The following is a 13,804-nucleotide window of genomic DNA, read 5'->3' as shown; positions in this document are numbered from 1 at the left end:
GCCGGGCCCGTGGCTCCCAGGATAGGTGCGGCCACCGACGACGCCGGCACCGACACCGGCCCGCCCGTCAGGCCCCGCGCACCCGCTGGCACCGGGGGCAGAAGTGGCTCGAGCGGTTCATGAACGCCGCGCGCTCGATCGAGGTGCCGCAGCGCGGGCAGGGCTTCCCCTGCTGGCCGTAGGCCGCCAGGCTGTGGCTGAAGTAGCCCGACTGCCCGTTGACGTTGACGTACTGCGCGTCGAAGCTCGTGCCTCCCTCGCCCAGGGCGCGGAGCAGCACGGCGCGGACCTCCGCGAGCAGCGTGCGGGCGCGGGCCCGGGTCAGGCTCTCGGTGGGCTGCTCGGGGTGCACCCGCGCCGCCCAGAGGCTCTCGTCGGCGTAGATGTTGCCCACGCCGCTCAGCAGGCCCTGGTCGAGCAGGGCCCGCTTGACGCCGGTGCGCCGGGCGAGCAGCCGCGTCAGCACCCGCCCCTCGTCGAAGGCGGGGTCGAGGGGGTCGCGGGCGATGTGCGACACCTGCTGCGGCACGCGGAGCTCCCAGGAGGCGCGGGTCGGGTCGGCGGGCCGACCGTCGACCGAGGTCGGCAGCGGACCAGAGCCGAGCAGCTCGGCGCCGGCCCAGCCCGCGGGTGCCCCGTCGAGCGTGGGGACGGTCTCGTCGAGGGCCATCGAGCCGAAGATGCGCTGGTCGACGAAGGCGAGGCGGAGCGGCCCGTGCGCGGGGCTCTCGACGTCGAGCCGCACCCGCATCAGGCGGTCGGGCTCGGCGTCGCGCTCGCGCAGCAGCACCTGGCCGCTCATGCCGAGGTGCGCCACGAGCGCCAGCGGCTGGTCGTGCACGGCGGCGGGCTCGAACGGGAACCAGAGGAACTTGCCCCGGCGCACCGCGGCGTCGAGGGTGCCGCCCACGAGGCGGTCGACGAAGTCGTCGGACGGGCCGCGGTGCCGCTTCAGCGAGCGGCCGTCGAGGACCTCGACGTCGGTGACGACGGCACCCGCGACCACGGGCGCGAGGCCGGCGCGGACGACCTCGACCTCGGGGAGCTCCGGCACGGGTCAGCGAGCCCCGGCGCTGAGCCGGGTCCACGCGTCGAGCGCGGCGGCCATCTCGGCCTGCTTCTTGCTGCTGCCGTGGCCCGTCGCGACGTCGTCGGCGCCCAGGCGGACGATCGCGTGGAACCGCTTGTCGTGGTCGGGGCCGCTGTCGGTGAGGTGGTACGACGGGGCGCCGAGGCCGAGCGAGGCCGCCAGTTCTTGCAGGCTCGTCTTCGGGTCCATCGCGGCGCCGAAACGGTCGGGGTCGACGAGCAGCGGCGCGACGAGGCGCAGCACGAACTCCGTCGCCGCGTCGGCGCCGGCGTCGAGGTAGGTCGCCCCGATGATCGCCTCGACGGTGTCGGCGAGGATCGAGTGCTTCTCGCGGCCGCCGGTGAGCTCCTCGCCGCGGCCGAGCCGGAGGTGGCGGCCGAGGTCGATGTTGCGGGCCACCTCGGCCAGCGCGACCGTGCTGACGAGGCTCGCCCGCCGCTTGGCGAGCTCGCCCTCGTCGAGGTCGGGGTTCTCGGTGAACAGCATGACCGTGACGGCCTGGCCGAGGATCGAGTCGCCGAGGAACTCGAGGCGCTCGTTGTTGCCGATGCCGCCGTGCTCGTACGCGTACGAGCGGTGCGTCAGGGCGAGGTCGATCAGCTCGTCGCTGACGTCGATCTGCAGGCGTGACAGAAGATCAGCCCGGTCGGCGCTGGCGCTCGACACGGGCTGATCCCTGGTGGACGTCACTTCGAGACCTCGAAGACGGACGTGGTCACGCTCGACGTGCTCAGACGTCGGCGACCTTGCGGCCCTTGTACTCCATGTACAGGGCGGTGCCGGCGCTGTCTTCCACGACCTTGGCACGGTGCGGGAGGCTGTAGGTGACCTTGCCGTTCTCGATGGTCTTCACGAGCTGCACGGGAGTGGCCTTCCACTGCGAGCGGCGGGCGTGCGTGTTGGAGCGGGACTGCTTCCTCTTGGGAACGGCCATGAGGTTCTCTTCTCTGTTGCGGCGCCCTCGCGGGTGCCTGGTCTGTCGTGGTGGTGACGCGCGTGGTGCTGACGCGGTGGTGCTAGTGCTGCTCGCCCTGCTCACCGCGGTCGTGGTGACCCGGGCTCGCTGGCTCGCCGTCGGCAGGTGCCGATTCAGCCTGGAACCCCGCGAGGGCCGACCACCGGGGATCGACGTTCTCGTGAGGCGTGTAGTCGGGGATGTCCTCGATCCGTTCACCCGTCACCGGGTCGAGTCCAGGGCAATCCGGCCGACACACCGGCTGGAAGGGCAGTGACAGAACCACTGCGTCTCTGACCACGGGTTCAAGATCCACGTGATCGTCTTGAACCTGATAGTCGAAAGCTTCGTCGACAGCGTACGCGAAAAGCTCCGCGAAATCGACTTCGACGGGCTGCTCGATGGCTCGCAGGCACCGGCTGCACTCGCCGGTGGCCGTCGACGAGACGTGCCCGGAGGCGAGGATCCCGTCGTGCAGGCCCTCGAGGCGCACGTCGAGCTCGAGGGCCGCACCGGTCGCGACCGCGACCGGGCCCTCGCCGAGCTTCTCGGGCACCGTGACGTCGACGGTGTGCTCGCGCATCTCGCCTGCGCGGTGCAGCAGGTCGTACACCGTCAGCGTGTAGGGGGTGGGGGTGAAGTGAGGCACGAGGGGAGAGTTTACGCTCTGCGCGGCCGACGCGCGCCCGTGCTCGCCCACAGCGAGCGGGGCGCGACGACCGCCGCGACGCGACGTCGGGGCGTCGAGGAGGCGCGGAGGGCGTCGACGACGCGACGCGCGTCCCCGCCCACGTCGGCCTCCGCGGGCCGGCCGGCGAACCGCTCGGTCGTCAGGGCGGTCACCACGCGGTCGAGCGCGGCCCGCGACTCCTCGGAGCCGTGCCGACGTCGACCGCCGGACGCGGCGCCCAGGTGGTCGGCCAGGACCTCGGCCGCCGCCCCCGGCGTCGCCGAGCGCGGGACGTCGAGCCGCAGGTCGTCGGCGGTGTCGAGCACCTCCTGCCAGGCCCGGAGCGCGGCGTCGGGCGGCTCGGCGGCCAACCTCCGACGCCGACGGCCGGCCCGCAGGCCGGAGGGGACGACGAGCGCCAGCACGAGGAGCACGAGGAGCGCGGCCAGGCCGCCCGGGACGGCCACCGCGGCGGAGCCGGACGACCCCGCCGCCCGGGCGGGGTCGCTGGGCGTGGCGCTGGCCGCGTCGGGGCCGGTGGTCGCGGGTGCCTCCGCCGTGGGGGTCGGCGAGGCCTCGGCGGGATCGCTGGGCGCCGCGGTGGGCTCGACGCCGGTCTCCTGCAGGAACGACTGGGGGCGGCCGAGCCCGACGGTCGGCTCGAACGGCACCCAGCCGAGGCCCTGGAAGTAGAGCTCGGGCCAGGTGTGCAGGTCGTCGCTGCTGACCGTGCGCTCCTGGTCGTCGGCGAAGCCGGTGGACTCCCCCGGCAGGAAGCCGACCGCGACGCGCGACGGGATGCCCAGGGTGCGCGCCATCACGGCCATCGCGGAGGCGAAGTGGACGCAGTACCCGCTCCGCACGCGGAGGAACGTCTCGACGGCGTCCAGGCCGCTGCCGTCGTAGCCCTGGTCGACCGGGGTCTCCTCCGAGTAGGTGAAGTCGCCGTCACGGAACCAGTCCTGGAGGGCGACGGCCGCGTCGAAGGGGTTCGCGGCGTCGGCCGTCACCTCGGCCGCCTGCTGGCTGACGGTCGCGGGCACCCCGTCGACCGCGAGGTAGGGGGCCATGTCGGCCGGCGCGTCGCCGAGGGTCGCGACCACCTCGTCCTCCGTGGGGTCGACCGGGCGGCTGCGCACCGTGTACTCGAGCCCCTGCGTGCTCTCGTCGTCGCTCCGCACCGTCACGCCCGACTCGTCGACTACGGACCAGCCGTCGTCGATCCCGGTGATCTCGGTCGGCGGCACGGGCACCGGCAGGTACGGGCTGCGGAGCACGCCGATGGTGATCTGCGTCTCGACCGCCCGTCGGGTGGTGTCGGCGTCGACCCCGGGCGCCTCGGGCAGGACGTCGACGGTGGCGTCGGGGTCGAGCTCGACGTCGGCGGGGCTCCAGCTGCGACCGGAGAAGTCGACGAGGTCGACGAGCTTGAGGTACGTGCCCTGCTCGTCGGAGGAGCGGTAGGTGAGGACGCTCACGGGCGCCCCGCGCCGCAGGTCGTCGCCGAGGTCGATGATCGGGTTGACGCCGGTGGCGAGGCCCGTGCCGGACGCGACGCCGGTCAGGGGCGAGACGCCCCCGAGGGGCACGAGGCTCGTCACGAGGCCCGCGACGGCCACGGCGGCGACGGCCCCCACGGCCCCGGCGGGGGTCGGACGGCGCCCGGACGAGACCATGAGGAGCAGCAGGTAGAGCAGCACCGTCGCGACGACCCAGGGCCACCGGGTCTCGGCCGTCGGCACGAAGGCCGGCACGGCGAGGACGACGGCCGGGAAGAGCCCGGTCGCGCCGGGGAGGCGGCCGACCGAGGCGAGCAGGTCGACGAGGAGCGAGACGACGAGCACCGCGCCCACGACGGTCGCGAGCACGCCGTCGTCGACCGGCACCGGGGCGGTGCCGTCGGAGATGGTGAGGGCCGCCTGGTCGCTGAGGTCGCGCACGCGCTGCAGGGTCGCGGCGGTCGGCACGACGCCGAGCACCGCGGTGCCGCCCGAGACGACCGCCGTCGCGGTCGCCGTGCCGGCGAGCAGCCCGACGAGCCAGGCGAGCCACGGCGAGCCGCGGAGCGAGCGGACGAGGCCGGAGGCGCCCAGCACGACGGCCGAGACGCCCGCCCCCGCGAACCACCAGCCCGCGCCGAGGAAGAGCGACGAGAGGCTCGCGAGCGAGACGACGAGCACGAGCCAGACGAGCGCGACGACGGGCCAGCGAGCGCCCTCCGCCTCGCCCCCGGAGCGCCCGGACCGCCGCGGCTCAGCCACGGAGCAGCCCTCCTCGACGCACGGCGTCGCCGACCGGCTCGGTCGGCGTGGCCTCCACGACGCGCCAGCCCGCCTCGCGGAGCGACGCGGCGACGGCCTCGGGCGGCAGGACGGCGGCGGGCTCCGCGCCCGACGGGCCGGCCCCGCCGCCCACGGCGGTGAAGCTGAGCGTCGGCGAGACGACGAGCGCGACGGCCGTCGAGCCGGCGGCCCGGGAGCGGCCCAGCTGGTCGAGCTCGGCGCGGGTGAGGCCCGAGACGACGGCCGTGACGGGCTCCCTCGCCGCGGGCGGCGGCGCGAGCGAGTCGCTGGCGTCGTCGAGCTGGAGGTCGGCCAGGGCGTCGAGCCACGCCCCGGTGGCGTCGGGGTCGTGCCGCGCCACGAGGCTGCCCCCCGGCGTGCCGAGCACGGCGACGGAGCCCGCGTGGCCCCACTCGACGCCGAGGGTCGCCACGACCGACAGCGCCCACTCGAACGCGTCGCTGCGGGCGACGTCGACCCTCGCCGAGTCGGCGCTCGCGACGCTGGCGGCGGTGGAGGAGACGGAGTCCGACCAGCCGGCCGACCCGAGCGCCAGCACGAGGCGGGCGCTCGGCAGCCCGTGCTGCTCCTCCTGCCGGACCATGAGGTCGCCGTGGCGGGCCGTCGCCTTCCAGTGCACGCGGCGCAGCGGGTCGCCGCGGCGGTACTCGCGGGTGATCGGGTCGTCCTCGCCGCCGGAGAGGCTGTGCTCGCGCTGGCGCCGGGCGCCGTCGCCCAGCGACCTCGACTCGCGGGCGAGGCCGAGGTCGACGGCCTCGGGCACGACGACGAACTCGGCGGTGCCGGGCGCGACGACTCGTCGACGGGCCACCCCGAACGACTCGACGAGCTCGACGTGGAGCGGACCGACGCGGTGCCGCCCCCGGCTCAGCTCCGGGTGGCGGAAGGTCACGGTGGCGGTGCGCCCCGGCTCGAGCGTGACGGGCACGGCCGCCGAGCGGCGCGTGCGGCCCCACGGCACCTCGTCGCGCAGGGCGGCCTGCTGGGCGCGCCCGGAGCGCGGCGTCACCGTCAGGGTCTCGACCGCCGACCACCCGGCCACGCCCCGCGAGGGAGTGAAGCGGCGGCCCACGACGACGTCGACCCCGCGGACGAGCAGCGAGAGGACGACGGCGACCACGAGGGCGACGAGCGCCGCGCCGGCGAAGACGAGGGGCGGCGACTCGAGGAGCGCGCCCGCGACGGCGAGCAGCAGCCCCGCGCCCACCACGACCGCGCCGCGCCGCGTCGGCGTGGGCACTCCCCCGCGCGCCACGGTCAGCGTCGGCCGGCCGTGTCGCCGAGCGGCACGTCGGTCGAGGCGACGACGTCGGCCACCACGTCGTAGGCCGCGGAGACCGCGCCGGCCCCGGCCCGCCCGGCGAGGATGATCCGGTGGCCGAGCACGGGCCCGCTCATCGCGTCGACGTCGTCGGGCACGACGAAGCCGCGCCCGTTGAGCGCCGCCCACGACTTGGCCGCCCGCATGAGCTGCAGCGTCGCCCGGGGGCTGGCACCGAGCCGCACGTCGGGGTGGCGCCGCGTCGCCTGGACGACGTCGACGGCGTAGCGCTCGACCGGCTCGGCCGTGTAGACCGTCCGCACGGCCGCGATCATGCGGCGCAGCTCGTCGAGCGAGACGAGCGGCCGCACCTTCTCGAGCGGGCTGACGCGCTCGCGCTGCTGCAGCATCCGCAGCTCGCTCTCCGTGTCGGGGTAGCCGAGCGAGATGCGGGCCATGAAGCGGTCGCGCTGCGCCTCCGGCAGCGAGTACGTGCCCTCCATCTCGACCGGGTTCTGCGTCGCGACGACGAGGAAGGGGTCGGGCAGCGGGTGCGTGACCCCGTCGACCGTGACCTGCCGCTCCTCGAGGCTCTCGAGCAGCGCGGACTGCGTCTTCGGGGAGGCGCGGTTGATCTCGTCGCCGATCACCACGTTGGCGAAGACGGGGCCGGGCGTGAACTCGAAGCCCCCGCGGTCGCGGTCGTAGATCGAGACGCCCGTGATGTCGCTCGGCAGCAGGTCGGGGGTGAACTGGATGCGCGTGACCCGGGCGTCGACGGCCTTGGCGAGCGCCCGGGCGAGCTGGGTCTTGCCGACGCCGGGGACGTCCTCGATGAGGAGGTGCCCCTCGGCGAGCAGGACGGTGAGGGCCGTGCCGATCGCGCCGTCCTTGCCGTCGATGACCGTGGCCACCGCCTCCATGATCCGGCGCGCGGCGGCCTGCACCTCGGGCAGGGGCATCAGGTCGAGGTCGCCGTCGCCCCGCAGGGCACGGTCGGACGGTCGGGTGTCGCTGGTCGTGCTCATGGTCTCTCCCGGAGGGCGTCGGGCGGGCGTGCGGGGTGGTCGGGTCGCACGGGAGGAGACGGGCCGGGGCCGGCGACGCTGCCGTGCGGGAGGGGTCAGGTGGCCGCGAGGTACTCGGCGACGCTGGCGGGGACGTACGGGGCGACGTCGCCGCCGAGCGCCGCGACCTGGCGCACCAGCGAGCTCGACACGTGGGCGTGGGCGGGGTCGGGGAGCATGAAGACCGTCTCGACGCCGGCGAGGCTGCGGTTCATGATCGCCATCGGGGTCTCGTAGGCCACGTCGACCTGCGAGCGGATGCCCTTGACGAGCACGGAGGCGCCGACCTCGGTGCAGTAGTCGACCAGCAGCCCGACGCTCCAGCTGTGCACGGTCACCGACTCGGGGAGGCCCGCCTCGCGGAGCGACCGCTCGAGGAGCGAGACGCGCTTCGGCAGCGGCAGCAGCGCCGACTTGTCGGGGTTGTGCACCACGAGCACGTGCACCTCGTCGAAGACGTGGGCGGCCCGGGCGATCACGTCGACGTGACCCAGGGTGACCGGGTCGAACGACCCCGGGACGACGGCGATCCTGTTCATCCGCACACCCTAGCCCGTGCAGATGTCGCTCCCGGGGGCCTTCGGGCGAACTCGGAGCGACGTGCCCCGGGAGCCCGTCTCGCGCTCGTCGGCGGACGGCGCGCGGCCGCCCGGTCAGTTCTTCGCGAGGTACTCGCGGTCGGCGTCGTCGAGGCGGCGCGCGATGGCGGCGGCCAGCGCCGGGTGCCCGGTCAGTGCGGCGTCGCCCTCGAGCGCCTCCGCGGCGTGCTCGCGCGCGGTCGTGATCAGGTCGCCGTCGGTCGCGACCCGCAGCAGGCGGAGCGACGAGCGGCCGCCCGACTGCAGGCTGCCGAGCACGTCGCCCTCCCGCCGCAGCTCGAGGTCGACCTGGGCGAGCTCGAACCCGTCGAGCGTGGCGGCGACCGCCTCGACGCGCTCACGGGCGACCGTGTCGGGCGCCGCGTGGGTCACGAGGAGGCACAGGCCCGGGTGCCCGCCGCGCCCGACCCGGCCGCGGAGCTGGTGCAGCTGCGACACCCCGAAACGGTCGGCGTCGAGCACCACCATCGTCGACGCGTTCGGCACGTCGACGCCGACCTCGATGACGGTCGTCGCGATGAGCACGTCGATCAGGCCCGCGGCGAAGCGCTGCATGACGTCGTCCTTCTCGTCGGCCGACATGCGGCCGTGGAGGGGCTCGACGCGGGCGCCGGCGAGGACGGGCAGCGACCGGGCGAGGGCGAGCACGCCCTCGACGCTCGCACGCTCGGGGGCGGGCACGGCGCCGTCGGGAGCGCCCTCGGCGGTGCCCTCCGGTGCGTCGTCGACCGGCGCCTCCTCGCCGGCCTCGACGCTGGCCGCGTCGATGGCGGGGCAGACGACGAAGACCTGGCGGCCCTTCGCGACCTCCTCCGCCGAGCGCTGCCAGACGCGGTCGCGCCAGCCGGGCCGGTCGGCCAGCGGCACGACGAACGACTCGATCGGCTGACGGCCCGCGGGCAGCTCGGTGATGGTCGAGACGTCGAGGTCGCCGAAGACCGTCATCGCGACCGTGCGCGGGATGGGCGTGGCCGTCAGGACGAGCACGTGCGGCGGCGTGCGGCCCTTCTGCCGCAGGGCCTCGCGCTGCTCGACGCCGAAGCGGTGCTGCTCGTCGACCACGACGAGGCCGAGGTCGTAGAACCCCACGGCCTCGCTGAGGAGGGCGTGCGTGCCGACGACGAGGTGCGACTGCCCGCTGACGATCGACAGCAGCGCGCGCTTCTTCTCGGCGGTCGACATCTGCCCGGTGAGCAGGGTGGGCCGCAGCCGCGCCGCGAGGTCGGGGCCGAGCGAGCGCACCACCGAGCGGAGGTGCTGGGCGGCGAGCACCTCGGTCGGCGCGAGGAGGGCCGACTGGCCGCCGCTCTCGGCGACCGCGATCATCGCGCGGAGCGCCACGAGGGTCTTGCCCGACCCGACCTCCCCCTGCACGAGCCGGTTCATCGGCACGTCGCCCTCGAGGTCACGGCTGATCTCGGAGCCGACGAGCACCTGGTCGGCCGTCCGCTCGAAGGGCAGCGCGGCGTCGAAGCGCGCGAGCAGGCCGTCCGGCCCGGCCACGCGCGGCGTCGCGGGGGCGGTGCGCAGCAGGGCGCGCTGCTGCAGCAGGGCCGCCTGGAGCACGAAGGCCTCCTGGAAGCGCAGCGCGTCACGGCCACGCAGGTGGTCTCGGTCTTTCTCGGGCCGGTGGACGAGCTCGTAAGCGTCGCGCAGCGACACGAGCTCGAGCTCGGCCCGCACGGCGGTCGGCACCGGGTCGTCGATCGGCGGGAGCGTGTCGAGCACCAGCTCGACCGAGCGCTGCACCTGCCACGAGGCGACGGAGGCGCTGGCCGGGTAGATGGGGATCGGCTGCTTCGCCCAGGCCTGCGCCTCGGCGTCGCCGACGCCCGCCACGGCCTCGTGCGACGCGTCGAAGAGCTCGTAGTCGGGGTGGGCCAGCTGGCGGAGGCCCCGGTAGTCGCCGACCTTGCCCGCGAAGATGCCCCGGGCCCCCGGCACCAGGTCTTTCGCGCGCCAGGCCTGGTTGAAGAAGGTGAGCGTGAGGATGCCCTGGCCGTCGCCGATGCGCACCTCGAGGATCGAGCCACGCCGCGCCCGCATCGTGCGCTCGCGGACGTCGAGCACCTGGGCGACGATCGTCACCGACTCGCCGAGCGGCAGCTGGTCGAGCGCGGTCAGCTCGCCGCGCCGGGCGTAGCGCCGCGGGTAGTGCGAGAGCAGGTCGCCGACCGTGCGGAGGCCGAAGGCCTTCTGCATCGCCTGCGCCGTCCGCCCGCCGAGGGCACCGGCCAGCGAGGCGTCGAGGGGCGACGCGTCGAGCGGGGAGTCGGGCACCCCACCACGCTAGCGCCCGCCCCCGACAGCGTCGGAGCGCGACGGCGTCAGAGCGCGACCGCGTACCCGCCGGAGGCGCGGGTCGACTCCGCGAGCGCCGTCACGTGCCGGTCGTCGTTGACCTCGAGGGCCCGCAGCTGCCGGGCGACCTCCCGCGCCGACCGCTTGCAGAACCCGACGGCCAGGTGACGCTCGTCGGCGGAGCCGGCCCGCGCCTCCTGCAGGCTGGTGGTCGCGCGGGAGAGGACGGCCATCTGCGCGTAGACGCCGGAGGCGGCGTCGGCGAGGCGCTTCTGGACGAGCTGCTTCTCCTGCACGTGGCGCCCGTGCCGGCGGAGGGCCGCCTCGGCCCGTTCACGCAGCTGCGAGACCTGCTCGCCCACGGCGGCGGCGCTGCGGGCGAGCGACGGGTGCACGCCGACCGGCCGCTCCGGCGAGATGCGTCGCTGCACCCGGCCCGCCACGTAGGGCGCGAGCACCCCGAGCGCCCGGGCGGGCTCGCCGATGCGGAGCGACGCGACGTCGGGCAGCTCCTCGCTGAGGGCCTTGAGGCCGTTGAGGGCGACGAACGCGCGCATCACGTCGTTCGCCCCCTCGAAGATCGGGAAGATGCGGAAGTCGCGGAGGGCCTTCGAGAGCGGGTGCCCCTCCATGTAGGCCTCGCCGCCGTGCAGCTGCACCGCCCGGTTGAGCGCGAACCAGCCCGTGTCGCTCGCGACGACCTTCGTCATCGCCGACTCCAGCGCGAAGTCGGTGTCGCCCCGGTCGACGAGCCCGGTGGTGAGGTACGACATCGACTCGACCCCGTAGATCTGCTCGGTCATCCACGCGAGCTTGTCGCCGACCATCTCGAAGTCGGCCAGGGGGCGGCCGAACTGGCGCCGCGCCTCCGTGTGCTCCACCGACAGCTGGAGGAAGCGCTTCATGCCGCCCGAGATCGCGGTGCCCATCGACATGCGGCCGTTGTTGAGGGTGTTCATGGCGATGCGGAAGCCGTCGCCGGGCTCGCCCAGCAGGTTATCCGCCGGCACCCGGACGTCGGTGAAGTGCACGCGCTGCAGGTGGTTCGCCTTGAGGCCGTGCGTCTCGAAACGGGGCCCCGTGCTGAGCCCCTCGGCGCCCTTCTCGACCACCAGCGCAACGTGGCCGAGCTCGCTGCGGGCGAAGACGGTGAGGACGTCCTTGTCGCCGTTGCCGATCCAGCGCTTCTCGCCGTTCAGCACCCAGCTGCCGTCCGACTGCCGCTCGGCGCGGGTCTCGAGCGCGTAGGCGTCGCTGCCGACGTTCGGCTCGGTCAGCACGAAGGCCGCGAGCTTGCGGCCGCTCGCGAGGTCGGGCAGCCAGCGGGCCTTCTGGTCGTCGGTGCCGTAGAGGTGCAGGGGCTTGGTGCCGATCGACTGGTGCACGCCCATCACCGTGGCGAGGGTGCCGTCGACCCGGCCGAACTCCTCCATCACCCGGCAGTACGCGCTCTGGCCGAGGCCGAGGCCGCCGTACTCCTCGGCGACGAAGAGGCCGGTGAGGCGGCGGTCGCCCAGCTCGCGGATCGTGTCGTCGCCGACCCAGCCCTCGCGCTCGGCGCGCAGCGGGTCGTAGCCGGCGAGCACCTCGCGGGCCGACGCCGCCGCGGCCTCGACCCTGGCCGCCTCCTCCGGCGCCATGTGCGGGTAGGGCAGCACGAGCTCGGAGGCGATCCGCCCCGCGAACAACGACTTGGTGAACGAGGGCCTCACGGTGCGGTCGACGCTGGTCATGGGCCGATCGTGCCCGCGGCGACCGCGACCGCCAAACGCCTTGTGCCACCTCCACGACCGCTCACCGGCCGGGCCGCCGCCGCGTTGTCGACTTGCTCGAACCGCCTGGCCGATGCGTCAGGATGGCCGTGTGTCCCGCATCATCTCCGGCTTCGCCGACAACCTGACCCTCGCCGTGCCCAAGACGGGCACGCGCCCGACGAGCGACCGGGTGCGCGAGGCGCTGTTCTCGTCGCTCGACGCCCGCGACGAGATCGCCGGCCGGCGCGTGCTCGACCTCTACGCCGGCACCGGCGGGCTCGGCCTCGAGGCGGCGTCGCGGGGCGCGGCGACGGTCACGCTCGTCGAGAAGGCGCCCGCGGCCGCCCGCGTGCTGCGGAAGAACGTCGACGCCGTGGTCGGGCGCGCCCCGAGCGGCCGCGCACCGCGGGTCGACGTGGTCGCCATGCCCGTGCGCGCCTACCTCGTCGGCAGCGCGGCGCCGGTCGACCTCGTCTTCTTCGACCCGCCCTACGAGGTCTCCGCGGCGGAGCTCGCAGGCGACCTCGAGGCGCTCGCTCCCTCGCTGGCCGACGGGGCCCTCGTCGTCGTCGAGCGCGCCTCGCGCGACGGCGAGCCGGTCTGGCCGGCGGGGCTCGGCCTCGACGTGCGGAAGAAGTACGGCGACACGACGGTCTGGTTCGCCGTCCGCGACTGAGCACGAGGCCCCGGGCCCGCGGCTCCGGGCCCCCGAGGAGTCGCGGGTCGGCCTCAGCCCGCCTGCCCGCTCCAGAGGCGGTACGGGTCCCACCCGCCGACCTCGTCGAGGTCGCGACGCCCGACGGTGACGCGGGGCGTGCCTCCCCCGAGCTCCCGGACGACGCCGACCGCGCGGAACCCGCCCGGCAGGTCGGTGCCGGGCGGGAACGTGGCGAGCAGCGAGTGGTCCTCGCCGCCGCCGAGGGCGACGCGCGGATCGGCGCCGAGGCGCGCCGGGTCGAGGTCGACGACGACGCCGCTCGCCCGGGCGACCCGGGCGGCGTCGAGGGCGAGCCCGTCGCTGAGGTCGAGCATCGCGGTCGCCCCCGCGGTCGCGGCGAGCCGGCCGTCGGCGATCGGCGGCGTCGGGGCGAGCTGCCAGCCGACGTCGGGGTCGCGCTCCCGGAGGGCCGCCGCGAGGTCGGCGTCGGGCGCTCCCTCGTGGTCGACGCCGAGGCGGAACAGCAGGTCGAGGCCCCGGGCCGCCCGCCCGAGGGCGCCGGAGACCGCCACCACGTCGCCCGGCCGGGCTCCGTCGCGCCGCACCGGGGGGCGGCCGCCGAGGTCGCCGAACGCCGTCACCGCGACCGTGAACGTCGCCGACACCGAGAGGTCGCCGCCCACGACCCCGCAGCCGGGAGCCATCTCGGCGCATGCCTCGCGCAGCCCGTCGGCCAGGCGCTCCAGGTCGGCGACGGGGGTGCCGGGCGGCACCGCGAGGGCGACGACGAGGGCCGTGGGCCGCGCGCCCATCGCCGCGACGTCGGCGAGGTTCGAGGCGGCGGCCTTCCAGCCGAGGTCGTGGGGGGTCGACCAGGCGAGGCGGAAGTCGGGGCCGTGGACCATGAGGTCGGTCGTCACGACGAAGCGGCCGTCGGGCGCGGCGACGACGGCGGCGTCGTCGCCCGGGCCGAGCTGCGTGTCGAGCCCGCGGGGCAGGCGGGGCAGGATGCGCGCCAGGGTCGCGAGCTCGCCCGCGCCCTCGACGGTGTCGGCCGCGGAGGGGGCGCCGGCGCCCCGGTCGGCGGGGGCGGGGGCGCCGTCGGCGGCGTCGGCGGGCTCGGCGGACGTGGAGGTGCGTTCCATG

12 protein-coding genes are annotated in these 13,804 nt (G+C 75.3%); 1 reads left to right on the top strand and 11 read right to left on the bottom strand.

Going from position 1 to position 13,804, the window contains the following annotated elements; all coding sequences use genetic code 11:
* Positions 1–67 precede the first annotated feature (67 nt).
* The 10 genes from mutM to JOE43_RS08600 all read right to left on the bottom strand — a co-directional run bounded on the left by mutM (position 68) and on the right by JOE43_RS08600 (position 11,979).
* Positions 68–1,054 (bottom strand): bifunctional DNA-formamidopyrimidine glycosylase/DNA-(apurinic or apyrimidinic site) lyase, encoded by a 987-nt coding sequence (mutM, locus tag JOE43_RS08645; protein WP_209517050.1) that lies wholly within the window; start codon positions 1,052–1,054, stop codon positions 68–70.
* A 3-nt stretch (positions 1,055–1,057) separates the two neighbouring features.
* Positions 1,058–1,756 (bottom strand): ribonuclease III, encoded by a 699-nt coding sequence (gene rnc / locus JOE43_RS08640; RefSeq protein ID WP_056053555.1) that lies wholly within the window; start codon positions 1,754–1,756, stop codon positions 1,058–1,060.
* Between the two features lie 64 nt (positions 1,757–1,820).
* A complete protein-coding gene (gene rpmF / locus JOE43_RS08635; protein ID WP_043593937.1) occupies positions 1,821–2,024 on the bottom strand; it encodes a 50S ribosomal protein L32 in 204 nt (67 codons plus the stop codon).
* An 82-nt stretch (positions 2,025–2,106) separates the two neighbouring features.
* Positions 2,107–2,694 carry a DUF177 domain-containing protein gene (locus JOE43_RS08630; protein WP_307803297.1) on the bottom strand — a complete coding sequence of 196 codons (588 nt, stop codon included), beginning with the start codon at positions 2,692–2,694 and terminating at the stop codon, positions 2,107–2,109.
* A gap of 11 nt (positions 2,695–2,705) precedes the next feature.
* Positions 2,706–4,976 (bottom strand): DUF3488 and transglutaminase-like domain-containing protein, encoded by a 2,271-nt coding sequence (locus JOE43_RS16190; RefSeq protein ID WP_209517047.1) that lies wholly within the window; start codon positions 4,974–4,976, stop codon positions 2,706–2,708.
* Positions 4,969–6,258 carry a DUF58 domain-containing protein gene (locus tag JOE43_RS16185; protein ID WP_209517045.1) on the bottom strand — a complete coding sequence of 430 codons (1,290 nt, stop codon included), beginning with the start codon at positions 6,256–6,258 and terminating at the stop codon, positions 4,969–4,971. The genes JOE43_RS16190 and JOE43_RS16185 overlap by 8 nt, the downstream gene beginning before the upstream one ends.
* Positions 6,259–6,275: 17 nt before the next feature.
* Positions 6,276–7,307: an AAA family ATPase gene (locus JOE43_RS08615; protein WP_374072951.1), complete on the bottom strand. Its 1,032-nt coding sequence runs from the start codon at positions 7,305–7,307 to the stop codon at positions 6,276–6,278.
* Positions 7,308–7,402: 95 nt separating this feature from the next.
* On the bottom strand, positions 7,403–7,885 hold the full coding sequence (coaD, locus tag JOE43_RS08610; RefSeq protein ID WP_209517042.1) for a pantetheine-phosphate adenylyltransferase: 483 nt from the start codon (positions 7,883–7,885) through the stop codon (positions 7,403–7,405).
* Positions 7,886–7,999: 114 nt separating this feature from the next.
* Positions 8,000–10,225: an ATP-dependent DNA helicase RecG gene (locus JOE43_RS08605; RefSeq protein ID WP_307803296.1), complete on the bottom strand. Its 2,226-nt coding sequence runs from the start codon at positions 10,223–10,225 to the stop codon at positions 8,000–8,002.
* A gap of 47 nt (positions 10,226–10,272) precedes the next feature.
* The gene (locus JOE43_RS08600; protein WP_209517040.1) at positions 10,273–11,979 is read right to left on the bottom strand and encodes an acyl-CoA dehydrogenase family protein; all 1,707 of its coding nucleotides are present in this window, start codon (positions 11,977–11,979) and stop codon (positions 10,273–10,275) included.
* A gap of 130 nt (positions 11,980–12,109) precedes the next feature.
* Between JOE43_RS08600 and rsmD the strand changes: the two genes are divergently transcribed.
* The gene (gene rsmD / locus JOE43_RS08595; RefSeq protein ID WP_209517038.1) at positions 12,110–12,676 is read left to right on the top strand and encodes a 16S rRNA (guanine(966)-N(2))-methyltransferase RsmD; all 567 of its coding nucleotides are present in this window, start codon (positions 12,110–12,112) and stop codon (positions 12,674–12,676) included.
* Positions 12,677–12,729: 53 nt separating this feature from the next.
* On the opposite strand, the gene thiL is transcribed toward rsmD, so the two are convergent.
* The gene (thiL, locus tag JOE43_RS08590) at positions 12,730–13,803 is read right to left on the bottom strand and encodes a thiamine-phosphate kinase (RefSeq protein WP_209517036.1); all 1,074 of its coding nucleotides are present in this window, start codon (positions 13,801–13,803) and stop codon (positions 12,730–12,732) included.
* Position 13,804 lies beyond the last annotated feature (1 nt).

This window comes from Frigoribacterium sp. PvP121 (genome assembly GCF_017833115.1).
In the GTDB taxonomy this organism is placed as follows: Bacteria; Actinomycetota; Actinomycetes; order Actinomycetales; family Microbacteriaceae; genus Frigoribacterium; species Frigoribacterium endophyticum.
This window is presented reverse-complemented; position numbering and strand designations above follow the sequence as displayed.